This is a genomic window from Streptomyces sp. NPDC036984, from assembly GCF_055607665.1.
On sequence record NZ_JBVJRL010000027.1, the window covers coordinates 12,054 to 35,287 of the forward strand.

18 protein-coding genes and 1 tRNA gene are annotated in these 23,234 nt (G+C 70.7%); 1 reads left to right on the top strand and 18 read right to left on the bottom strand.

Annotation, left to right across the window (positions count from 1 at the left end; all coding sequences use genetic code 11):
- Positions 1–22 precede the first annotated feature (22 nt).
- Positions 23–1,075 carry a TraR/DksA C4-type zinc finger protein gene (locus ACZ7DL_RS33415; RefSeq protein ID WP_470779990.1) on the bottom strand — a complete coding sequence of 351 codons (1,053 nt, stop codon included), beginning with the start codon at positions 1,073–1,075 and terminating at the stop codon, positions 23–25.
- Positions 1,076–1,677: 602 nt separating this feature from the next.
- Here ACZ7DL_RS33415 and ileS point away from each other — a divergent pair.
- Positions 1,678–4,821, top strand: coding sequence for an isoleucine--tRNA ligase (gene ileS / locus ACZ7DL_RS33420; protein ID WP_470779992.1), 3,144 nt, complete (start codon positions 1,678–1,680; stop codon positions 4,819–4,821).
- Between the two features lie 113 nt (positions 4,822–4,934).
- Here the strand turns inward: ileS and ACZ7DL_RS33425 are convergent.
- The 17 genes from ACZ7DL_RS33425 to rsmH form a co-directional block, all read right to left on the bottom strand.
- Positions 4,935–5,009: transfer RNA gene (locus ACZ7DL_RS33425), tRNA-Ala, on the bottom strand.
- 232 nt (positions 5,010–5,241) lie between these two features.
- The gene (locus ACZ7DL_RS33430) at positions 5,242–6,360 is read right to left on the bottom strand and encodes a DivIVA domain-containing protein (RefSeq protein ID WP_189983800.1); all 1,119 of its coding nucleotides are present in this window, start codon (positions 6,358–6,360) and stop codon (positions 5,242–5,244) included.
- Positions 6,361–6,414: 54 nt separating this feature from the next.
- Entirely contained in the window at positions 6,415–6,705 is a 291-nt protein-coding gene (locus tag ACZ7DL_RS33435; protein ID WP_132783882.1) for a YggT family protein, read from the bottom strand.
- Between the two features lie 60 nt (positions 6,706–6,765).
- Positions 6,766–7,407 carry a cell division protein SepF gene (locus tag ACZ7DL_RS33440; protein ID WP_030642042.1) on the bottom strand — a complete coding sequence of 214 codons (642 nt, stop codon included), beginning with the start codon at positions 7,405–7,407 and terminating at the stop codon, positions 6,766–6,768.
- A gap of 128 nt (positions 7,408–7,535) precedes the next feature.
- Positions 7,536–8,255: a YggS family pyridoxal phosphate-dependent enzyme gene (locus tag ACZ7DL_RS33445; protein WP_470780000.1), complete on the bottom strand. Its 720-nt coding sequence runs from the start codon at positions 8,253–8,255 to the stop codon at positions 7,536–7,538.
- Positions 8,256–8,261: 6 nt separating this feature from the next.
- Positions 8,262–9,026, bottom strand: a complete 765-nt coding sequence (gene pgeF, locus ACZ7DL_RS33450; RefSeq protein WP_470780002.1) for a peptidoglycan editing factor PgeF — start codon at positions 9,024–9,026, stop codon at positions 8,262–8,264.
- Positions 9,023–10,231: a cell division protein FtsZ gene (gene ftsZ, locus ACZ7DL_RS33455; protein WP_470780004.1), complete on the bottom strand. Its 1,209-nt coding sequence runs from the start codon at positions 10,229–10,231 to the stop codon at positions 9,023–9,025. The genes pgeF and ftsZ overlap by 4 nt, the downstream gene beginning before the upstream one ends.
- 279 nt (positions 10,232–10,510) lie before the next feature.
- A complete protein-coding gene (locus ACZ7DL_RS33460) occupies positions 10,511–11,302 on the bottom strand; it encodes a cell division protein FtsQ/DivIB (RefSeq protein ID WP_470780006.1) in 792 nt (263 codons plus the stop codon).
- A gap of 162 nt (positions 11,303–11,464) precedes the next feature.
- A complete protein-coding gene (gene murG / locus ACZ7DL_RS33465; protein WP_470780008.1) occupies positions 11,465–12,556 on the bottom strand; it encodes an undecaprenyldiphospho-muramoylpentapeptide beta-N-acetylglucosaminyltransferase in 1,092 nt (363 codons plus the stop codon).
- Between the two features lie 6 nt (positions 12,557–12,562).
- Positions 12,563–13,930, bottom strand: a complete 1,368-nt coding sequence (ftsW, locus tag ACZ7DL_RS33470) for a putative lipid II flippase FtsW (protein WP_470780010.1) — start codon at positions 13,928–13,930, stop codon at positions 12,563–12,565.
- A 68-nt stretch (positions 13,931–13,998) separates the two neighbouring features.
- Complete coding sequence (gene murD / locus ACZ7DL_RS33475) at positions 13,999–15,435, bottom strand: UDP-N-acetylmuramoyl-L-alanine--D-glutamate ligase (protein WP_470780012.1); 1,437 nt, start codon at positions 15,433–15,435, stop codon at positions 13,999–14,001.
- Entirely contained in the window at positions 15,417–16,490 is a 1,074-nt protein-coding gene (gene mraY / locus ACZ7DL_RS33480) for a phospho-N-acetylmuramoyl-pentapeptide-transferase (RefSeq protein WP_201818126.1), read from the bottom strand. The genes murD and mraY overlap by 19 nt, the downstream gene beginning before the upstream one ends.
- A complete protein-coding gene (locus ACZ7DL_RS33485; RefSeq protein WP_470780015.1) occupies positions 16,487–17,902 on the bottom strand; it encodes a UDP-N-acetylmuramoyl-tripeptide--D-alanyl-D-alanine ligase in 1,416 nt (471 codons plus the stop codon). Before ACZ7DL_RS33485 ends, mraY begins: the two co-directional genes overlap by 4 nt.
- Positions 17,903–17,906: 4 nt before the next feature.
- Entirely contained in the window at positions 17,907–19,562 is a 1,656-nt protein-coding gene (locus ACZ7DL_RS33490; RefSeq protein WP_470780017.1) for a UDP-N-acetylmuramoyl-L-alanyl-D-glutamate--2,6-diaminopimelate ligase, read from the bottom strand.
- A 31-nt stretch (positions 19,563–19,593) separates the two neighbouring features.
- On the bottom strand, positions 19,594–21,558 hold the full coding sequence (locus tag ACZ7DL_RS33495; protein WP_470780019.1) for a peptidoglycan D,D-transpeptidase FtsI family protein: 1,965 nt from the start codon (positions 21,556–21,558) through the stop codon (positions 19,594–19,596).
- A gap of 5 nt (positions 21,559–21,563) precedes the next feature.
- Positions 21,564–22,124 (bottom strand): cell division protein FtsL, encoded by a 561-nt coding sequence (ftsL, locus tag ACZ7DL_RS33500; RefSeq protein WP_470780021.1) that lies wholly within the window; start codon positions 22,122–22,124, stop codon positions 21,564–21,566.
- A gap of 67 nt (positions 22,125–22,191) precedes the next feature.
- Positions 22,192–23,148, bottom strand: coding sequence for a 16S rRNA (cytosine(1402)-N(4))-methyltransferase RsmH (gene rsmH / locus ACZ7DL_RS33505; RefSeq protein WP_470780023.1), 957 nt, complete (start codon positions 23,146–23,148; stop codon positions 22,192–22,194).
- Positions 23,149–23,234 lie beyond the last annotated feature (86 nt).

Here is a 23,234-nt window from a genome sequence, read left to right on the forward strand (position 1 = left end):
ACGCCCCGAGGGCCCCTCACGCTCAGGAGCGACGTTCCTGCTTCTGCTTGCACTCCACACACAGGGTGGCTCGCGGGAACGCCTGCATACGGGCCTTTCCGATGGGGTTGCCGCAGTTCTCGCACAGGCCGTAGGTGCCCGCGTCGAGCCGTTCCAGGGCGCGTTCGGTCTGGATCAGCATCTCGCGCGCGTTGGCGGCCAGCGCCAGCTCGTGCTCGCGCGTGATGTTCTTGGTGCCGGTGTCGGCCTGGTCGTCGCCGGCGCCGTCCCCGGAGTCCCGCATCAGGCCGACGAGGGACGCCTCGGACGAGCTGATCTCCTCCTGGAGCCGCTCCGCCTCGGACTGGAGCTCCGCGCGGGCCTCGGCGACCTCTTCCGGGGTCCAGGGGTCCTCGCCGGGGCGCACCGCCAGCTCGCCGGGCTCCGCCGCGGCGACCCGCGCCTTGGGAACGGCGGTCTCGGCCGCCGTGGCCGTGCCAGGAGTCTTCTTCGCAACCACCGTCGTGGCTCCCGTCTGCTTCGCGGCCCGCGCCGCGCCCGCTTCCTTGGCCGTACTGTTCTCGGCCGCCTCCCCGACCGCGGCCTTCTCGGCAGCGGCCTTCCCGGTGGCGGTCTTCTTGGCGACGGTCTTCTTGCCGGCCGATTCCCCAGCCGCCGTCTTCTTCGTTGCCGACTTCTTCGTGGCCGTCTTCGTCGTGGCCGTCTTCTTCGTGGCCGTCTTCGTCGTGGCCGTCTTCTTCGTGGTCGTCTTCGTCGTGGCCGTCTTCTTCGTGGTCGTCCCCTCGGCAGCCGTCTTCGTCGCGGCCGTCCCCTCGGCAACCGCTTTCCCGGCCACCGTCGCCTTGACGGCTGTCTTACCGGCGGCTGTCTTACCGGCGGCCGCCTTCTTGGCGACCGGCTTCTCGGCAGCCGTCTTCTTGGCGGCCGACTTCTCGGCAGCCGTCTTCTTGACGGCCGTGTTGTTCGCAGCCGTCCTCCCGGCGGCCGTCTTGTCCGGGGCCGTCTTCTTGGTGGCAGGCAGCGCGCCGGTCTTCCCGGTCGCCGGCTGCTGTACGGCGGTCTTCTTCGCCACCATGGCCGCGACCCCTTCACATATTGTGATGTTGCTCGCGAATCGTGCTGGGACGATAAATCGACTTGAGTCCCGCGGCAACGGGGCACACCGCCCGATTCGCCCGCCCGTGCCCCCCGAGCCACGGACCTGCATCCGTTGTGCCCAGCTCCCCGCCTGGTAATCCGCCGGGCCCGGCCCACGCGGACCCGGGCCGAGGCCCCCTCGCCATTCGGGTCATCCGGCCCGGTCGGGCGGCGGCCGCGCCCGCCACGCGGAAAACCGGTCCGCCGCCGTCCGCGCGGCGCCGTACACTGGGCGCAGCGAGAAGCGTGGATGGGGACGAGTAGCGGCGTACGCAGCCCAGAGCGACCCGGGGACGGTGTGAGCCCGGGGGCGAGCGCGACGTGAAGATCACCCCGGAGCCGCCGGAAGAAAGCCGTGGAGGAGCCACGGCGAGTAGAACCGGCTTCGCGACCCCAATGAGGGGGCTCACCGGCGCGTACGGCGTGGCGGGGGGCCAAGGAGGGTGGTACCGCGGGAGCGCGCCGCACACGGCGTAGACAGGAACGAAGGCTCTCGTCCCTCCGACGGAAGGCAGCAAGTCCGTTGGAGGATGCTCGCAGATGACAGCGCCGACGTACCGCCAGGTGCCCGCACAGGTCGACCTGCCCGCTCTTGAGCACGCCGTGCTCGATTTCTGGCGCGAGCAGAAGATCTTCGCCAAGAGCCTGGAGCAGTCCGAGGGCCGCCCGGAGTGGGTGTTCTACGAGGGCCCACCCACCGCCAACGGCATGCCCGGCGCCCACCACATCGAGGCGCGCGTCTTCAAGGACGTCTTCCCCCGCTTCCGCACCATGCGCGGCTACCACGTGGCCCGCAAGGCCGGCTGGGACTGCCATGGCCTCCCCGTGGAGCTCACGGTGGAGAAGGAGCTCGGCTTCAGCGGCAAGAAGGACATCGAGGCGTACGGCATCGCCGAGTTCAACGCCAAGTGCCGCGAGTCCGTACTGCGCCACACCGACGCCTTCGAAGAGCTGACGACCCGCATGGGCTACTGGGTCGACCTGGGCGACGCCTACGTCACGATGGACCCCGCGTACATCGAGTCCGTCTGGTGGTCGCTGAAGGAGATCTTCAACAAGGGCCTGCTGGTCCAGGACCACCGTGTCGCCCCCTGGTGCCCGCGCTGCGGCACCGGCCTGTCCGACCACGAGCTGGCGCAGGGCTACGAGACGGTGATCGACCCGTCCGTGTACGTCCGTTTCCCGCTCACCTCCGGTCCGCTCGCCGGCGAGGCCGCGCTCCTGGTGTGGACGACGACCCCCTGGACCCTGGTGTCCAACACGGCGGTCGCCGCGCACCCGGAGGTCACCTACGTCGTCGCGACCGACGGCGAGGAGAAGCTCGTCGTCGCCGAGCCACTCGTCGCCAAGGCGCTCGGCGAGGGCTGGGAGACCACAGGCCAGACCTTCACCGGCGCGGAGATGGAGCGCTGGACGTATCAACGTCCGTTCGAGCTCGTGGAGTTCCCGGAGCCGGCGCACTATGTGGTCAACGCCGACTACGTGACCACCGAGGACGGTACGGGTCTGGTCCACCAGTCCCCCGCCTTCGGTGAGGACGACCTCAAGGTCTGCCGCTCCTACGGCCTGCCCGTGGTCAACCCGGTCCGCCCGGACGGCACCTTCGACGAAGACGTCCCGCTGGTCGGTGGCATCTTCTTCAAGAAGGCGGACGAAAACCTCACCGAGGACCTGAAGCAGCGCGGCCTCCTCTTCAAGCACCTGCCGTACGAACACAGCTACCCGCACTGCTGGCGCTGCCACACCGCGCTGCTCTACTACGCACAGCCCTCCTGGTACATCCGCACGACGGCGGTCAAGGACCGGCTGATCCAGGAGAACGAGAAGACCAACTGGTTCCCCGAGACGGTCAAGCACGGCCGCTTCGGCGACTGGCTGAACAACAACATCGACTGGGCGCTGTCCCGCAACCGCTACTGGGGCACCCCGCTGCCGATCTGGCGCTGCGAGGACGACCACCTCACGTGCGTCGGCTCCCGCGCGGAGCTGACCGAGCTGACCGGCACCGACCAGTCGGGCCTCGACCCGCACCGCCCGTTCATCGACGAGGTCACCTTCGCCTGCCGTCACGAGGCGTGCGGCAAGACGGCCACGCGCGTGCCGGAGGTCATCGACGCCTGGTACGACTCGGGTTCGATGCCGTTCGCGCAGTGGGGCTACCCGTACAAGAACAAGGAGCTGTTCGAGAGCCGGTACCCGGCGCAGTTCATCTCCGAGGCGATCGACCAGACCCGTGGCTGGTTCTACACGCTGATGGCCGTCGGCACGCTCGTCTTCGACAAGTCGTCGTACGAGAACGTCGTCTGCCTGGGCCACATCCTGGCCGAGGACGGCCGCAAGATGTCCAAGCACCTGGGCAACATCCTCCAGCCGATCCCGCTCATGGACCAGCACGGCGCGGACGCGGTGCGCTGGTTCATGGCAGCCGGCGGCTCCCCCTGGGCCGCGCGCCGGGTCGGCCACGGCACCATCCAGGAGGTCGTCCGCAAGACGCTGCTGACGTACTGGAACACGGTCGCCTTCCAGGCGCTGTACGCCCGTACGTCGCAGTGGGCGCCGTCCGCGGCGGACCCGGCCCCGGCCGAGCGCCCGGTGCTGGACCGCTGGCTGCTGTCCGAGCTGCACGCGCTGACCGATCAGGTGACCCAGGCTCTGGAGGCGTACGACACCCAGCGCGCCGGCAAGCTGCTGTCCGCGTTCGTCGACGACCTGTCCAACTGGTACGTCCGCCGCTCGCGCCGCCGGTTCTGGCAGGGCGACAAGGCCGCGTTGCGCACGCTGCACGAGGTGCTGGAGACGGTCACCAAGCTGCTGGCGCCGATCACCCCGTTCATCACCGAGCGCGTGTGGCAGGACCTGGTCGTTCCGGTCAGCCCGGGCGCACCGGAGTCCGTGCACCTGGCCGCCTGGCCGGAGGCGGACCTGTCGGCGATCGACCCGGAGCTGTCGAAGCAGATGGTCCTGGTCCGCCGGCTGGTGGAGCTGGGCCGCGCCACGCGCGCGGAGTCGGGCGTCAAGACCCGCCAGCCGCTGTCGCGTGCGCTGATCGCCGCCACCGGCTTCGAGTCCCTGGACCCGGAGCTGCACACGCAGATCACCGAGGAGTTGAACGTCGAGGCGCTGGCGTCGCTGAGCGAGGTCGGCGGCAGCCTGGTCGACACGACGGCCAAGGCCAACTTCCGGGCGCTCGGCAAGCGGTTCGGCAAGCGTGTCCAGGATGTGGCGAAGGCCATCACTGGTGCCGACGCGGCGGCCCTGTCGCTCGCGCTGCGTGAGGGCACGGCGTCCGTGGAGGTCGACGGTGAGACGGTCGCCCTCGCCCCGGACGAGGTGATCATCACGGAGACCCCGCGCGAGGGCTGGTCGGTGGCCTCCGACTCCGGTGCCACGGTGGCGCTGGACCTGGAGATCACGGAGAAGCTGCGGCAGGCGGGCCTGGCCCGTGACGCGATCCGGCTGATCCAGGAGGCACGCAAGAACAGCGGCCTGGACGTCGCCGACCGGATCGCGCTGCGCTGGACCTCCACCGACCCGGCGGTCGTGGCGGGCCTCGGCGAGCACGCGGGGCTGATCGCCGACGAGGTCCTCGCGACCGACTTCGCCCAGGGCGAGGCGGACGACACCTTCGGCGAGCCCTTCACCGACGAGGGTCTGTCGCTCACGTTCCGCCTGCGCAAGGCGTAACCACCGGACATCCGAAAGGCCCGGCCCCCTGATGCGGGGGCCGGGCCTTTCGGCGTCACGCGAGAACAAGCGTCACGCGAGAACGAGTCTCACGGAAGAACGACTGGGCGCGCCGGGGCGGGCCGGATTCGAACCGGCGTCCTCCTAGATGCCATCGAGGCGCGACGACCCTCTGCGCTACGCGCCCCGGCGCACGGACAACGCTACACGGGTCGATCATCAGAGCTCCACCGCGTTTCCGGGAGCAGGGCGCCCTTCTCGTGAGTGCGGCTCGCAGCACTTCCCCTGCGTCCCTGGGGTACCGACCCGGCGCTGACAGCGCAACCCGCGTAAAAAGGGCGGGCTCCCGGGACCGAAGTCCAGGGAGCCCGCCCTATCAGACGCTGCCGACGCCGTTGTCGTACCGGTCTCAGTGCCCCGTCAGTTGTCGTCCTCGTCGATCAGGAACCCACGCATCGGCGAGGGAGCCTGGCCCATCGGGGACGGACCCTGCGGACGGACCGGGGCCATGGGCTGGGTCATCGCCGGGGTCATCTGCTGCTGACCGCCGTACGACGGGGCGGACGGAGCGGGCGAGCCGCCCATCGTCTGGTTGCCGCCGTAGGACGGAGCGCTCGCGCCGGCCGGGGCCATGGAAGGCGCCGGGGACGGCGGCAGAGACGCGGTGGCCGGGGTGCGCGGCGGGGCCAGGGAGTCGTCGGCCTGGGTCTCCAGCTGACGCAGCTGCGACTCGAGGTACGACTTCAGACGCGTGCGGTACTCGCGCTCGAAGCCGCGCAGGTCCTCGACCTTGCGCTCCAGCGTGGCGCGCGCGGACTCCAGGGAGCCCATGGCGACGCGGTGCTTCTCCTGCGCGTCCCGCTCCAGGGCGTCGGCCTTGGCACGGGCGTCACGCTCCAGACCCTCGGCGCGGCTGCGGGCCTCGCCGACGATCTTGTTGGCCTCGGAGCGGGCCTCGGCGATCGCCTGGTCGGCGGTCTGCTGGGCCAGCGAGAGGACACGGGCGGCGCTGTCGCCACCGGGGCCCTGACCGGGGCCGCCCATCGGACCGCCCATGGGGCCGCCCATCGGACCGCCCATCTGCTGCTGCATGGGCGGCTGACCACCCATCGGGCCCTGACCCATCGGACCCTGGCCCATCGGACCGGGGCCCTGCGGGCCGCCCTGGCCGCCGGGACCGGCGGGCAGCTGCGGGGCACCGCTCGGCAGCTGGGGCGGGCCACCCATGGGGCCGCCCATCTGCTGCTGCGGCGGACCCGATATGCCGGCGGGCACCGGCTGGCCGGGACCTCGCATGCCCTGCTGCTGAGGATGCTGCTGGTCCTGCTCCGGGGGCTTGCGCATGTTCTGCTGGTTCTGGGCAGCAGCGCGCGTGGCCGCGGCCAGCTTGGCGCGCAGGTCCTCGTTCTCGCGGAGCAGACGGGTCAGTTCGGCTTCGACCTCGTCGAGGAAGGCATCGACCTCGTCCTCGTCATAGCCTTCTCGGAGGCGGACGGTCGTGAACTGCTTGTTCCGCACGTCCTCGGGGGTCAACGGCATCTCTTCACCTCAACGTAGTCATCGGCAGTCGGCAAGACCGGATCGTCCCCACCCTCATCTCACGAAGCTCTGCGCGACAGAGATGAGAATGTAGACGATGATCATCAGTACGAAGAAGGACAGGTCGAGCGCCACGCCCCCGAGACGCAGCGGCGGGATGAACCGCCGCAGAAGCTTCAGCGGTGGATCGGTGACAGTGTAGGTGGCCTCCAGTACGACCACCATCGCCTTGCCGGGTTGCCACGAGCGGGCGAACTGGAAGACGTAGTCCATGACCAGCCGGAAGATGAGCACGACGAGGAACACCATCAGCGCGATGTAGATCACCTGCGCGAACACGCTCATGGCCTGTGGTTCCCTCTCCCCTGTTCCGTGCTCTTCCGTGCTTCGATCCGGTCGTGCGTCTCAGCTCTGGTTGAAGAACCCGCCCTCTGCGATGCGGGCCTTGTCCTCCGCCGTGACATCGACGTTAGCAGGAGACAACAGGAACACCTTCTGCGTCACCCGCTCGATGCTGCCGTGAAGACCAAACACCAAACCGGCCGCAAAGTCGACAAGTCGCTTCGCGTCTGTGTCATCCATCTCAGTCAGATTCATGATCACCGGGGTGCCTTCACGGAAGTGTTCCCCGATGGTACGGGCCTCGTTGTAGGTTCGCGGGTGAAGCGTGGTGATCCGGTACGGCTCTCGTTCGGACACGACCTTGGGCATGATCACCGGTGCGTTCTTCTCCAGGGACTGACGTTCTTGTGTGATGGATGCCACGGGCGCGATGCGCGCCGGACGTCCGGATTCCGCGGCGAGCGAAGTCGAACGGGCCACCGGTTCGCGCGGCGCGGGCGGTTGCACGATTCGCACCTCTTCGTCCCTTTGGGACTGGTGTGCGCCGTGCGACTGGTGTGACGGTTCATGCCGTCGGTGGTCCCGCTCCGGCTCCGGGTCCAACTCGGGCTCGAAGTCGTCGTCGGGGTCGAATCCGCGGCCGTCGTACCCATCGTCCTCCACGAGGCCGAGGTAGACCGCCATCTTGCGCATCGCGCCGGCCATGCTCTGAGTCCTCCGCTCTGTGGTGGATCGACTGACGACTGCCAAGTGCCCGCGATCCACGTGGTCGTTGCGCCCGCCTTGGCGCGCATTGACCATATTTTCTGCTGTGGTCCGACTTCCTGGCGACGTTACCCGAGCCTGGGGCGGACTCCGAGTACCGCGGTGCCGACGCGCACATGTGTCGCCCCGGCGGCCACGGCCTGTTCGAGGTCCGCGCTCATCCCTGCGGACACCATGGTTGCAGCCGGATGAGCTCGGCGCAGGTCAGTCGACAAATCCATGAGGCGCTCGAACGCCGCCTGTTCGCGTCCCGCGTACTCCCCGGTGAGCGGAGCGACGGTCATCAGCCCGTCGAGCCGCAGTCCGGGCGCGTCGGCGACGAGGTCGGCCAACTCTTCGATTCCGCCGGGCGCCACGCCACCGCGCTCGCCCCGCTCGCTCTCGCCGGCGTCCAGGGCGACCTGGATCAGGCAGCCCACCTCACGCCCGACGCGCACCGCCTCCTTCGACAGGGCGGTGACGAGCCGGGAGCGGTCGACGGACTGCACGACATCGGCGTAACCGACCACGGAACGCACCTTGTTGGTCTGCAACTGACCGACAAAGTGCCACTTCAGGGGAAGATCCGCACAGGCGGCGGCCTTCGGGGCCGCGTCCTGGTCGCGGTTCTCGGCGACATGGCGCACGCCGAGTTCCGACAGGAACCGCACATCGCTCGCCGGGTAGGTCTTGGTGACCACGATCAGGGTCACCTCCTCCCGCTTGCGCCCGGCCGCCATGCACGCGGCGGTGATGCGCTCCTCCACCTTCGCCAGATTTGCGGCGAGTTCGGTCTTACGGTCCGTCATGCCCTATCAGTCCAGCCACACATAGCCTGCGAGCCGCCCGGTGGTGCGGTCGCGGCGGTACGAGAAGTGGTCGCCCGACTCCAGCGTGCACACCGGCGACTGCGCCCGGTCGCACACCCCGAGCCGGTCGAGCTGCGCGTGCACGCCGGCGCCCACGTCGACCGCCGGCGTGCCCCAGCTGGTTTCGGCGTGCGCCGCCGGCTCGACGGCTGCCACTTCGGCACGCATCGGCTCCGGCACCTCGTAGCACCGGCCGCACACGGCCGGTCCGGTCCGGGCGACGATCCGCTCCGGTACGGCGCCGAGCTCGACCATGGCCCGTACGGCGGCGGGGACGACGCCCTTGACCATCCCGGGCCGGCCCGCGTGGGCCGCGGCGGCGATCCCGGCGACCGGGTCGGCCAGCAGCACCGGCACGCAGTCGGCGGTGAGGACCGCGAGGGCGAGTCCGCGGCGGGCGGTGACGATCGCGTCGACCTCCGGCACCGGGCTCCCCCACTCCCGGCTTCGCTCGAGCGGGGGGACCCCCGTGCCCCACGGCTCGTCCACCACGGCGACCTCGGCCCCGTGCACCTGGTTCATCCAGACGACCCGGTCCGGGTCCAGGCCCAGCGACTTGGCCGCCAGCTCCCGGTTGCCCCGTACCGCCTCGGGCGTGTCGCCGACGCGGCCGCCTAGGTTCAGCTCCTCATACGGAGCGGCGCTCACCCCGCCCCACCGGTCGGTGAAGGCGAAGTGCGCGCCGCTCACGCTCTCGCGCTGTCCTATCACTTGAGGAAGTCCGGGACGTCCAGTTCCTCGGCCGCGCTGTCCGAGTAGGTCCGGGGCGACGGGGTCACCGGCGGGGTGACCGGGATCTCGGCGACCGGCTCGGGCGCCGGCTCCGGCTCCTCCTTCGGCTTGACGCTGCCCAGTGAGCCGAAGGACGGACGGCTGGGCTCGCTCGGCCGGGCCGGAGCGGGCTCCTCCCGGCGGGCGGGGCCCGAGCCGGAGGCCGCACCGAGGACGTTGTCCCGGCGGGCCGGCGGCTGGCCGCCGTCGAAGCCGGCCGCGATCACGGTGACCCGGACCTCGTCGCCGAGGGCGTCGTCGATGACCGCGCCGAAGATGATGTTGGCCTCGGGGTGGGCGGCCTCGCTGACCAGCTGGGCGGCCTCGTTGATCTCGAACAGGCCGAGGTCGGACCCGCCGGAGATGGAGAGCAGCACGCCCCGGGCGCCGTCGATGGACGCCTCCAGCAGCGGCGAGGAGATCGCCATCTCGGCCGCGGCCACCGCGCGGTCGTCGCCGCGGGCCGAGCCGATGCCCATGAGGGCCGAACCGGCCTCGGACATGACCGACTTGACGTCGGCGAAGTCCAGGTTGATCAGGCCGGGGGTGGTGATGAGGTCGGTGATGCCCTGAACGCCGGAGAGCAGGACCTGGTCGGCGGACTTGAAGGCGTCCAGGACCGAGACCTGGCGGTCCGAGATGGACAGCAGCCGGTCGTTCGGGATGACGATGAGGGTGTCGACCTCTTCGCGCAGTTCGGCGATGCCGTCCTCGGCCTGGTTCGCGCGCCGCCGTCCCTCGAAGGTGAACGGGCGCGTGACCACGCCGATGGTGAGGGCGCCCAGCGAGCGCGCGATGTTGGCCACGACCGGCGCCCCGCCGGTGCCGGTGCCGCCGCCTTCACCGGCCGTCACGAAGACCATGTCGGCCCCCTTGAGGACCTCCTCGATCTCCTCGCGGTGGTCCTCGGCGGCCTTGCGGCCGACGGCCGGGTTGGCTCCGGCGCCGAGTCCGCGGGTGAGTTCGCGGCCGACGTCGAGCTTGACGTCGGCGTCGCTCATCAACAGCGCCTGTGCGTCGGTGTTGATGGCGATGAACTCGACGCCCTTGAGACCGACCTCGATCATCCGGTTGATGGCATTGACACCACCGCCGCCGACACCGATGACCTTGATGACTGCGAGGTAGTTCTGCGGTGCTGCCACGTCGAAGGCCTCTCGCCTCGAATTACGTTGTCGCCGCCGTGCGGTGCCCCGCGCCGGGACGACGGATGCCGAATGGGACGGTCCGTAGCGCCGACCCGAACCCTAACCCTGAAGTTTAGGGTTACCAGTGTGTCTGTTCCCTGGAGTCTTCTGAACAGGACACTAAGTCGACAAGTGGCGCCCGTTCAACGAACACGCCGAACCTCCCGTTTTTCTTTTCACCCTATGTGATCAGCCGTAGCAGTGCCCAACCAGGGTGCTGGCCTGCGCTGATGTGCGTCAACTCCCCGATGACGCAGGGGCGGTGGGAACGCTGACGTCGAAGTGCCGCGCGCCGGGAGCTGCTTTCATGAGAGCCGTGAGGGCCCGTGCCTTGGCACGGCCGTTCTCACCGCTGCCCCATGCCACCGTGCGGCCGTCGCCCAACTCCAGCGAGATGGCGTCGTAGGAGCGCACCTGGACGGCCCGGGTGGCCTTCGCCACGGCGGCGGGCAGGTCACCGGCGACCTGGACGGCCTCGCGCACCAGCCGGCCGGTGCCGAAGCGCCGGAAGCTCGCGGCGCCCGCACCCGTCCGGGAGGCGGACAATTCCAGCAGCGGCACGTCTTTCGGCGCCCGCGGAACCGTGGCGAAACGGACACCTTCGTCATCGACTTCGACGAAGTTCCCGCCCTTTCGGACAAGCAGAACCGGAGTGCGCTCGATCACTTTCAGGCCGATTCCCTTCGGCCAGGAACGAACCACATCTACGGTGTCAATTCGGGGCAATTTCCGGCGAAGTCGGGCTTCGATGGCCTCCGTGTCGACGGAAATCATCGGATCACCGACGGGCACGGCCGCGGCCTCGCGGACCTCCGCGGGGTCCAGCACGAGCGTGCCCGAGACCGAGACGTGCCGGACGCGCAGCCACTGCGAGCCGTACAACACCCACGTCCCACCGGCCCCCAGGAGCACGGCGACCACGGCCAGAATGATGATCACACGAAGCCGTGCTGTGAACCGGCGGACGGAGGGCGGGCCGGACGACTCCTGCTGGCGTTCCCCGCGCTCGGCGGTAGTCGGTCCGGCCACCCGCGTTCCTTTCAAGGCTCGGTTCTCCCCCAGCCTTCGGCCGGGGGCACCCCCACCGGGGCGCCTGAGCCGGCGCCGCGAGACCGAACGTGCTCAGCGCTGCGCGCCTCCGCACGTTCGGTCTCGCGCCCCCGGCGCGCCCCTTCGGCTCACTCGCCGATGTTAGTGACGGCGCGAGGCGATCGCCTCGTACACCATGCCGACGAGCAGCTCGTCGGCGTCCCGGCGGCCGAACTCGCTCGCCGCGCGGGACATCTCGTACAGCCGGTGCGGGTCGGCGAGCACGGGCAGCACGTTCTGCTGCACCCACTCGGGCGTGAGTTCCGCGTCGTCGACGAGGAGCCCGCCGCCGGCCTTGACCACCGGCTGGGCGTTCAGCCGCTGTTCGCCGTTGCCGATGGGCAGCGGGACGTAGGCGGCCGGGAGCCCGACGGCGGAGAGTTCGGCGACGGTCATCGCGCCCGCGCGGCAGAGCATCATGTCGGCCGCGGCGTACGCGAGGTCCATCCGGTCCAGATAACTTACCGGGATGTAGGGGGGCATCCCCGGCATCTGGTGCACCTGCGGCAGTTCGTTCTTCGGGCCGACCGCGTGCAGGATCTGGATGCCGGCCTGCTGAAGCCAGGGAGCGACCGTCTGCGTGATCTCGTTGAGCCGCCGGGCGCCCTGCGAGCCGCCGGAGACGAGCAGCGTGGGCAGGTTCGGGTCGAGACCGAAGCGGGCGCGGGCCTCCGGGCGGACGGCGGCGCGGTCCAGGGTGGCGATGGAGCGGCGCAGCGGGATGCCGATGTAGCGGGAGTTGCGCAGCTTGCTGTCCGGGGTGGAGACGGCGACCTGGGCGGCGTACCGCGAGCCGATCTTGTTGGCCAGACCCGGGCGCGCGTTGGCCTCGTGGATCACGATCGGCACGCCGAGGCGCTTGGCGGCCAGATAGCCGGGCAGGGCGACGTAGCCGCCGAAGCCGACCACGACGTCCGCCTTGGTGCGCTCGAGGATCTGCTCGGCGGCCTTGATCGTGCCGCGCAGCCGGCCCGGGACGGTGATCAGCTCGGGCGTGGGCTTGCGGGGCAGCGGCACCGCCGGGATCAGCGCCAGCTCGTAGCCGCGCTCCGGGACGAGCCGGGTCTCCAGGCCGCGCTCCGTGCCCAGGGCCGTGATCCCCACGGTCGGGTCCTGCCTGCGCAGGGCGTCCGCGAGGGCGAGCGCGGGCTCGATGTGGCCGGCGGTCCCCCCACCGGCGAGTACGACATGCACCGAAATTCACCGCTCTCCGGACGAACGCGCCGCCGAGGCACGCCGTCGCATCGTGTTCCATCTCCGAGGCCCCCGCTCGACACCGGAGCCTCCCGCCCGCTTTCTACCAAAGCGAGGTTGCCGCGTCGCAAGCGCTGCCCGCGCAGCGGGCTCGTCGCGCGCGAAGGCGATCAGCAACCCGATGGCGAACATGGTCGGCAGCAGGGCGGATCCCCCGTAGGAGAACAGCGGGAGGGGGACGCCGGCGATCGGCAGCAGGCCGAGCACCGCACCGATGTTGATCACCGCCTGCGCGGTGATCCAGGTCGTCACGCCTCCCGCGGCATACCTCACGAAGGGGTCCTCCGTGCGTCCGGCCACGCGGATACCCGCATAGCCTAGAGCCGCGAACAGGGCGAGCACCGACAGCGTCCCCGAGAGGCCCAGTTCCTCACCGGTGACGGCGAAGATGAAGTCGGTGTGGGCTTCCGGCAGTTGCCCCCATTTTTCCACACTCGCACCGAGCCCGGAGCCGAAGAGTCCGCCGGAGGCGAGGGCGTAGATGCCGTGCACGGCCTGCCAGCAGTCGGCGACCCCGGTCCTGGGCTCGGTGGCGCCGATGCAGGCGAGGCGGGCCATCCGGTTGGGGCTGGTCTTGATCAGGACCACACCGATCAGGGCGGCGACGGACAGCACGCCCACGAACAGCCGGGTCGGCGCGCCCGCGAGCCAGAGCAGGCCGAAAAGGATCGCCGTGAGAATGATCGCGGTGCCCATGTCACCGCCGAGCATGATCAGCCCGAGCAGCAGGAAGGCGACCGGAACCAGCGGCACCAGCATGTGCTTCCACTGGGTCAGCAGCTTCCGCTCCTGCTTGCGGGCGATCAGGTCCGCGCCCCACAGCACCAGGGCGAGCTTGCCGAACTCGCTGGGCTGGATCTGGAAGGAGCCGCCGAGGGAGATCCAGTTCTGGTTGCCGTTGACCGCCATCCCTATCCCGGGCACCTGCACCAGGGCCATCAGGAAGACGGCACCGGCCAGGATCGGGTAGGCCAGCGCGCGGTGCAGCTTCACCGGCATGCGGGAGGCGACGAACAGCAGTGCGCCGCCGATGAGCGCCGCGAGGAACTGCTTGCGGAAGAAGTACGACCCGGGCAGCGACAGCTGGAGCGCGGTGATCTGGGAGGCCGAGTAGACCATCACCAGGCCCAGCACGGTGATCAGCACGCTGCCGCCGACGATCAGGTAGTAGGCGGTCAGCGGCCGGTCCCAGGCCCTTCGCGCGCGCGTGGAGAGCCGCTGGACCGGGTTCTCGCGCGGGGACCGGGGGACGGCGGGACGCGGGCGCCGGGACGCCCGCTGCACGGGCGGCTTTCCGGTACGGCTACTGGGCATCGGCGCCTCCACTGAACGTCGACCGTCCCACGCGTCCCTCCCAAGGTCCGCCCGGCGGGCGGCCGGGGTCAGGCTTCGAGTTCGCGGACCGCCGCCGCGAACGCGTCGCCGCGCTGGTTGTAGTTGGTGAACATGTCCATGGAGGCACAGGCCGGGGCCAGCAGCACCGTGTCACCGCGCCGAGCCAGCCGCTTGGCCTCCGTCACCGCCTGGAGCATCGCCCCAGTGTCGGTCCGGTCGAGGTCGACCACGGGTACTTCCGGGGCGTGTCGCGTGAGGGCGTCGCGGATCAGGGCACGATCGGCGCCGATCAGGACCACACCGCGAAGCCGCTTCGCCGACCTGGTGACCAGTTCGTCGAAGGTCGCGCCCTTCGCCAGACCGCCCGCAATCCATACGATCGGCTCATATGCCGCCAACGACGCTTCCGCGGCGTGGGTGTTGGTCGCCTTGGAGTCGTCCACGTACGCGACCCCGTCGATGTCGGCCACGTGCGCGATGCGGTGGGCGTCCGGGCGGAAGGCCCGCAGACCGTCCCGTACGGCCTTGGCGGGCACCCCGAAGGCGCGCGCGAGGGCCGCTGCGGCAAGGGCGTTGGCGATGTTGTGCGGGGCCGGCGGGTCGACGTCGGAGACCTCGGCCAGCTCCTGGGCGTTCTTCTGCCGGTTCTCCACGAAGGCGCGGTCGACCAGGATGCCCTCGACGACGCCGAGTTGGGAGGGGCCGGGGGTGCCGAGCGTGAACCCGATGGCCCGGCAGCCCTCTTCGACGTCGGCCTCGCGCACGAGGTCCTCGGTGGCCTTGTCCGCGACGTTGTAGACGCAGGCGACCTGATTGCCCTCGTAGATGCGGCCCTTGTCGCGCGCGTACGCCTCCATGGAGCCGTGCCAGTCGAGGTGGTCGGGCGCCAGGTTGAGAACGGCCGCCGAGTGGGCGCGCAGGGAGGGCGCCCAGTGCAGCTGGTAGCTGGACAGCTCCACGGCGAGCACGTCGTAGCGCTCCTCGCCGAGGACCGCGTCCAGCAGGGAGACGCCGATGTTGCCGACGGCCGCCGTGCGCAGGCCCGCGGCCGTCAGGATCGAGGCGAGCATCTGGACGGTGGTGGTCTTGCCGTTGGTGCCCGTCACGGCCAGCCAGGGGGCCGCGTCGGGGCCCCGCAGCCGCCAGGCCAGCTCGACGTCGCCCCAGACCGGCACGCCCGCCTTCTCGGCCGCCAGGAACAGCGGCTTGTCCGGCTTCCAGCCGGGCGCGGTGACGATCAGCTCGGTGCCCTCCGGCAGGGTGGCCCCGTCACCGAGGCGCACGGTGATGCCGAGCGCCTCCAGCTCCGCGGCCTGCTCACGCGCGCGTGCGTCGTCGCCGTCGTTGACGACCGTGACGACGGCCCCGCGCGCGTGCAGCACTTTCGCCGCCGGGACGCCGGAGACGCCGAGCCCGGCGACGGTGACGTGCTTGCCCTGGAAGTCGAAGAGCTCCGAGGTGGAGGTCACTTGTCCGCTGCCCATCCCGCGTAGAAGAGGCCCAGTCCGACGATCACACAGATGCCCTGGATGATCCAGAATCGGACCACCACCAGGACCTCGGACCAGCCCTTGAGTTCGAAGTGATGCTGGAGCGGCGCCATCCGGAAGACGCGCTTGCCGGTGAGCCGGAAGGAGCCGACCTGGATGACGACCGACATGGTGATGAGGACGAACAGGCCGCCCATGATGGCCACCAGCAGCTCCGTGCGGGAGAGGATGGCCAGACCGGTGAGGACACCGCCGAGCGCGAGCGAACCGGTGTCACCCATGAAGATCTTCGCCGGCGAGGTGTTCCACCACAGGAAGCCCAGGCAGGCACCCATCAGCGCGGAGGCGACCACGGCGAGGTCGAGCGGGTCGCGGACCTCGTAGCAGGCGCCCGGGTTGGTGAGGGTCTGCGCGTTGGCGCAGGACTCCTGGAACTGCCAGACGCCGATGAAGGTGTAGGCACCGAAGACGAGGACCGAGGCTCCGGTGGCGAGGCCGTCCAGACCGTCGGTCAGGTTCACGCCGTTCGACATCGCGAGGATCATGAACAGCGCCCAGACGACGAACAGCACCGGGCCGATCGACCAGCCGAAGTCGGTGATGAACGACAGCTTCGTGGAGGCGGGGGTGTTGCCGCGCGCGTCGGAGAACTGGAGCGACAGCACCGCGAAGGCGATGCCGACGATCAGCTGGCCAGCCATCTTGGCCTTGGCCCGCAGACCCAGCGAACGCCGCTTGACGATCTTGATGTAGTCGTCGAGGAAGCCGACCAGGCCCATGCCGAACATCAGGCCGAGGACCAGCACGCCCGAGTACGTCGGCGTCTGGCCGGTGATCACCTTGGACAGGAAGTACGCGGCGATCGTCGCCAGGATGAAGGCGATACCGCCCATGGTCGGCGTACCGCGCTTGCTGGCGTGCTCGCGCGGGCCGTCGTCACGGATGTACTGGCCGTAGCCCTTGCGGGCGAGAAGCTTGATCAGCAGCGGAGTGCCGATCAGCGTCAGGAAGAGGCCGATGACGCCCGAGAACAGGATCTGCTTCATCATCGGGCATCAACCCCACGCTCGGCACCGGCCTCGACGAGCGCCTGGGCAACGCTCTCGAGCCCCACCGAACGGGACGCCTTCACGAGGACGACGTCCCCCGGGCGCAACTCGCTGCGCAACAGGTCGATCGCCGCCTGTGCGTCGGACACGTGCACCGACTCCTCACCCCACGAACCCTCGTTATATGCGCCCAGTTGCAGCCAGGAGGCCTCAATCCCCCCGACGGCGACGAGCTTGCTGACGTTGAGCCGGACGGCGAGCCGTCCGACGGCGTCGTGCTCGGCGAGCGCCTCGTCCCCCAGCTCGGCCATCTTGCCGAGCACCGCCCACGTGCGGCGCCCCGTGCCCATGGCCGCGAGCGCCCTGAGGGCGGCCCGCATGGACTCGGGGTTGGCGTTGTAGGCGTCGTTGACGATGGTCACGCCGTCCGGGCGCTCGGTGACCTCCATGCGCCAGCGGGAGAGGGAGCCCGCCTCGGAGAGCGCGGTGGCGATCTCTTCCGCGGACATGCCCAGCTCATGGGCGACGGCGGCCGCGGCGAGCGCGTTCGACACGTGGTGCTCACCGTACAGGCGCATCGTCACATCACTTGCACCGGAGGGTGTGTGAAGCCTGAAGGAGGGCTGTCCGCTGTCCGTGAGTCGTACGTTCTCGGCGCGTACGTCCGCTTCGGCCGACTCTCCGAAAAGGACCACCTTCGCCTTGGTACGGGAGGTCATGGCCCGGACCAACGGGTCGTCGGCGTTGAGGATGGCGGCACCGCCGTCACTCGCCGGGGGAAGCGCCTCGACCAGCTCGCCCTTCGCCTGGGCGATCTGCTCGCGGCCGCCGAACTCGCCGATGTGGGCGGTGCCCACGTTGAGCACCAGGCCGATCTTCGGCGGGGTGAGACCGGCGAGGTAGCGGATGTGCCCGATGCCGCGGGCACCCATCTCCAGCACGAGGAACCTGGTCTCCTCGGTGGCGGACAGGGCGGTCAGCGGCAGCCCGATCTCGTTGTTGAGCGAGCCGGGCGTGAACACGGTCGGCGCCTTGCGCCGCAGTACCTGGGCGATGAGGTCCTTGGTGCTGGTCTTGCCCGCGGAGCCGGTCAGGGCGACGAGGGTCGCGCCGAGCCGGCGTACGACGTGCCGGGCGAGGGCACCGAGGGCGGTCTGCACGTCGTCCACGACGATCGCGGGGACGCCGACCGGGCGGGACGCCAGGACGGCGACCGCTCCGGCCGCGACGACCTGCGACGCGTAGTCGTGGCCGTCCACGCGCTCGCCGACGAAGGCGGCGAACAGGCTGCCCGGCACCACCTCGCGGGAGTCCCGGACGACCGGTCCCGTGATCTGCACGGACGGATCCGGTATGTCGTGCGTCTGCCCGCCGACGACTGCTGCGATCTCGGCGAGGGAGAGGGCGATCACAAGTTCATCCCTGGGTCTTCTGGATAGCTTCGCGAAGCACCTGGCGGTCGTCGAAGGGACGGACCACGCCGGCGATGTCCTGGCCCTGCTCGTGGCCCTTGCCCGCGACCAGCACGGTGTCGCCGGCCTGGGCGCGGCCCACGGCGGCGGCGATGGCGGCGGCCCGGTCCTCGAAGAGGACCACCTCGCCGCGCTCGTGCGCGGGCACGGAGGCCGCGCCCTGGAGCATGGCCGCGAGGATCGCGAGCGGGTCCTCGGAGCGGGGGTTGTCGGAGGTCAGTACGGCCGTGTCGGCGAGCCGGGCCGCGGCGGCGCCCATCGGGGCGCGCTTGGTCTGGTCGCGGTCGCCGCCGCAGCCGAGGACGACGTGCAACCGGCCCTTGGTGACCTTGCGCAGGGCCTTCAGCACCGACTCGACCGCGTCGGTCTTGTGGGCGTAGTCGACGACCGCGAGGTAGGGCTGCCCGGCGTCGACGCGCTCCAGGCGGCCGGGCACGCCCGGTACGGCGGCGATGCCGTCGGCGGCGGCCTGCGGGTCGAGGCCGGCCACGGCGAGGGCGACGATGGCGGCGAGGGTGTTCGCCACGTTGAACGGGCCCGGCAGCGGGGACTTGGCGTGCACGCACTCGCCGTTCGGGCCGAGGACGGTGAACGTCGAGTCCATCGGGCCGACCTGGACGTCCTGGGCGCGCCAGTCGGCGTCGGGGTGGCCCTCGGCGGAGAAGGTGACGACCGGCACAGTCGCCTCCCGCGCGAGCCGGCGCCCGTACTCGTCGTCGGCGTTGAGCACGCCGAGTTTGCTGCGTTCCGGCGTGAAGAGCTGTGCTTTGGCCCGGAAGTAGTCCTCCATGTCGGAGTGGAACTCCATGTGTTCCGGGCTGAGGTTGGTGAAGACGGCGATGTCGAAGACGCAGCCGTCGACCCGGCCGAGGACCAGGGCGTGGCTGGAGACCTCCATGGCGACCGCCTCGACAGCGCGCTCCCGCATGACGGCGAAGAGCGCCTGGAGGTCGGTGGCTTCGGGGGTGGTGCGCTCGGACTTGATGCGTTCGTCGCCGATGCGCATCTCGACGGTGCCGATGAGCCCGGTGGTGCGGGCGGTCTTCAGGCCGCCTTCCACCAGGTAGGCGGTGGTGGTCTTGCCGGAGGTGCCGGTGATGCCGATCTGGAGCAGGTCACGGCCCGGCCGGCCGTAGATCGTCGCCGCCAGTTCACCCATCCGCGCGCGCGGGTCGTCCACGACCAGCACGGGCAGACCGGTGACGGCGGCGCGCTCGGCGCCGCTCGGGTCGGTGAGCACGGCGACGGCGCCGAGGCTCGCGGCCTGGTTGGCGAAGTCGGCGCCGTGCAGGCGGGCGCCCGGCAGGGCGGCGTACAGGTCGCCGGGGCGGACGGCGCGCGAGTCGTGGGTGATCCCCGTGACATCGGCGGAGCCGGCCGGAGCGGCGGCACCCAGCTGATCGGCCAGCTCCGCGAGGGGTGTGGCGGAGACCTGAACCGGTCGCGGCGGTCCCGGATATGTCACGGAAGCGCCCTTCTGGGTGGTTTGGGACTGATCAGCGTGTGGCACGGCGGTGAGCGTACCGGGCGCACCCGCTCCGGAGCGAAGTGAGGGGTTCTCGGCCCGGTTGTTCCCGGGGTCCGGGGTGATCGTTGTCACGAGCTCGTTCCTGGTGTTTCCGTGGTGCTGATCAGGGCTTGTAGTCGACGGGCAGGTTGGCGGCCCTGGCCCCGGTCGGCGGGATCTGGAGGGTCTTCAGAGCGAACTCCATCACCTGCTTGTAGATGGGGCCGCAGATCTGGCCGCCGAAGTAGCTGCCCGCGGTGGCGTTCTGGATGGCGCAGTAGACGGTGATACGGGGCTTGTCCGCGGGGGCGAAACCGGCGAAGGACGAGGTGTAGCCGCGGTAGCGGCCGGTGGCCGGATCCACTCGGTTGGCCGTGCCGGTCTTGCCCGCGACCCGGTACCCGGGAATGCGGGCCTTGACGCCGGTGCCCTGTTCGTCGTCCACGACGGACTCCAGCATCTGGGCGAGGCTCCTGGCGGTCTTCTCGCTGACGACCCGGGTCTGCTCGGGCTTCGGCGCCGGGGCGAAGCGGCCGTCGGCGCCCTTGGTGCCGCGGACCAGGGTCGGCTCGACCCGGACGCCGCCGTTGGCGATGGTCGAGTACACGGAGGCGGCCTGCATGGCGTTGATGGAGAAGCCCTGGCCGAAAGGAATCGTGTACTGCTGCGAGGTGGACCACTTCCGGGGCGGCGCGAGGATGCCGGGGGTCTCGCCGGGGAAGCCGAGGCCGGTGTAGCTGCCGATGCCGAACTTGCGCAGGTACGAGTGGAGGACCTTGTTGGCCTCGGGCTGGCTCTTGCCGAGTTCGCCGGTGGCCAGGATGGTGCCGATGTTGCTGGACTTGGCGAGCACGCCGTTGAGCGTGAGGTACCAGGTGGCGTGGTCGATGTCGTCCTGGAAGAGCCGGTCGCCGCGGTGCAGCCGGTTGGGGACGACGACGTGGGTGAGCGGGGTCGCCGCGTTCTGCTCCAGCACGGCCGCCATGGACATCACCTTCGCGGTGGAGCCGGGCTCGTAGGCGTCCTGGACGGCCGCGTTGCCCATGGCCTCGCCGTCGGCCTTCGACAGGTCGTTCGGGTCGAAGCCGGGCGAGTTGGCCATGGCCAGGATCTGACCGGTGCGGGTGTCCTGGACGATGACGTAACCGCGGTCCGCCTTGGACTTCTTCACCTGCTCGGTGATCGCGTTCTGCGCGGCCCACTGGATGTCGCGGTCGATGGTCAGCTCGACGTCGGCACCGGGTACGGCGGGCGTCTCGGCGGACCCGGCCGTCGGCACCTCGCGCCCACCGGACTGGGCGTACCGGATCTTGCCGTCCTTGCCGGTCAGCTGCTTGTTCAGCTCCTGCTCGATGCCGCCGCCGCCCTGGCCGTCGGCGTTGACCCAGCCCAGTATCCCGGCGGCGAGGTCGCCGTTCGGGTACACGCGCTGGCTGCTGGGGTCCGCGAAGACGCCGGCGAGCACGTTGACGGTGGTGTGGTCCGTCTCGGCCTTCTTGGTGAGCGCGGCCTTCAGGTCCTTGATCTGCTTCCAGACCTGGGGGGTCTGCCGGGCGGCGAGCCGGGTGTAGCGGGAGTTCTTGTTCTCGGGCCGCAGCTTCCCGACGATCGTGGCCTGGTCCTGGCCGAGGATCGGGGCGAGCAGCGCGGCGGCCCGTTCCGGGCCGTCGCCGATCTTCAGCTGCTTGGCGCCGAACATGGTCGGGTCGGCCGTGATGTCGTACGCGTCCTCGCTGACGGCGAGGGCGACGCCGTTGCGATCGGTGATCTCGCCGCGCTCGGCGGCCAGGGTGTGCACCACATAGCGGTTCTGCTCGGCCCGCGCCGCGTAGGCGCTCGCGTCGACGGCCTGCACCTGGAGCAGCCGTACGACGAAGGTGAGCAGCACCAGCGTCAGGGCGAGGCTGACCAGGCGCAGCCGGGGCCGGGGGCTGCCGAGCCGGAGCGGGCGCGGGGGCATGGGCCGGGCTCCGCCGGAGCGGCGGACCGGTCGGGCACCGGGCCCGGGCTGCCGCCGAACGGCACCCCGCGGCCGCGGAGGCTTGGCCGGCCCGGGCACGCGGCGGCGCGGCGGTTCCCTGTCGGTCACTTCCGTCACCTGCCGGGGGTCGGGGGGGAGGCGGGCTGGGGGGTGGCTGCCGGGGCGGAGGCCGTGGGGGCTCCCGGCGGCTGGGCCGGCGCGGTGGGGGGCGCCACGGTGGGGGTCGGGGCGGTGGGGTTCGGGGCGGCCGAGAGGCCGGCGGCCGGGTCCATCGCCTCGGGGGCGACCGGGCCGGAGAGCACCGCGGGCTCGGGGGCGGCGCCGGGGACGCCCTTGACGGTGCCGTCGGGGCCGAGGAAGGCCGGGTCGCCGCCGGGGACCATGCCGAGTTCGCGGGCGCGGCGCTGGAGGGCGTCGGGGGACGAGTAGGCGTCGATGTCCCGCTGGAGGGCCTGTTCCTCGTCGGTGAGGTTCTTCGTCTGCTTCTGGAGGTCGGCGAGCCGGAAGGAGCCTTCGCTGAGCGCGGAGTTCAGCACCAGCAGTCCGATGAGTCCGCCACCGAGCAGCACCACGACGAGGAGGACGAACGGGGTGCGGGCCGCCCGGGCGCGGCCGGCCGGCAAGAGCCGGGCGAGCCGGGCGGCCCTCCCCTTCAGCTCGGGTTTCCTGCTCACTGCTCCCCCGGTGCGCAGCGGGAACCGCTCCCCCGGCGCGCGGGGGAAGCCTTCCGACCCGTCTGGCTCACTCGACGTCCTCCCTGATGCGCTCGGCACCGCGCAGCCTGGCCGGTGCGGCCCGGCGGTTCTCGGCGATCTCTTCCTCGGTGGGAAGTTCGGCACCACGGGTGAGCAGCTTGAGTCGCGGCTGGTACCGCTCGGGCACGACCGGCAGCCCGGGCGGCGCGGTGGAGGTCGCCCCGGCCGCGAACACCTGCTTCACGAGCCGGTCTTCGAGCGAGTGGTACGACAGCACGGCGATCCGCCCGCCGACGTCGAGGGCCTTCACGGCGGCCGGGATCGCCCGCTCCAGGACGGACAGTTCGCCGTTGACCTCGATGCGCAGCGCCTGGAAGGTGCGCTTGGCCGGGTTGCCGCCGGTCCGCTTGGCGGCCTGCGGCAGCGCGTCGCGGATGAGCTCCACGAGCCGCGCGCTGTTGCTGAAGCGCTCCTTCTCCCGTTCCCGGACGATCGCGGCGACGATCCGCTTGGCCTGCTTCTCCTCGCCGTACGCGCGCAGGATGCGCACGAGTTCGCCCGCGGGATAGGTGTTGAGGACCTCGGCCGCGCTGATGCCGGTCGTCTGGTCCATGCGCATGTCCAGGGGCGCGTCCTGGGCGTAGGCGAAGCCGCGGTCGGCCTCGTCCAGCTGCATGGAGGAGACCCCGAGGTCGAACAGCACGCCCTGCACGCGCGCGAGGCCGAGCCGGTGCAGTACCTCGGGCAGCTCGTCGTACACGGCGTGCACGAGGGTGGCGCGCTCGCCGTACGGTGCCAGCCGCTCGCCGGACAGGCGCAGCGCCTCCTTGTCCCGGTCGAGGCCGATCAGCCGCGCCTCGGGAAAGCGGGCCAGCAGCGCCTCGCTGTGCCCGCCGAGGCCGAGGGTGCAGTCGACGACCACCGCTCCGGGCCGCTCCAGGGCGGGCGCCAGCAGATCCAGGCACCGCTGGAGCATCACCGGGACGTGTCGACTCTGGCTCAAGGGGGCCTCTCAGTTCCGGCGGGCCGTACGCACCGTCGGTCCCCCGAGCCGTACGTACGCGCCGCGCGCGCGGGGAGACGGATCCG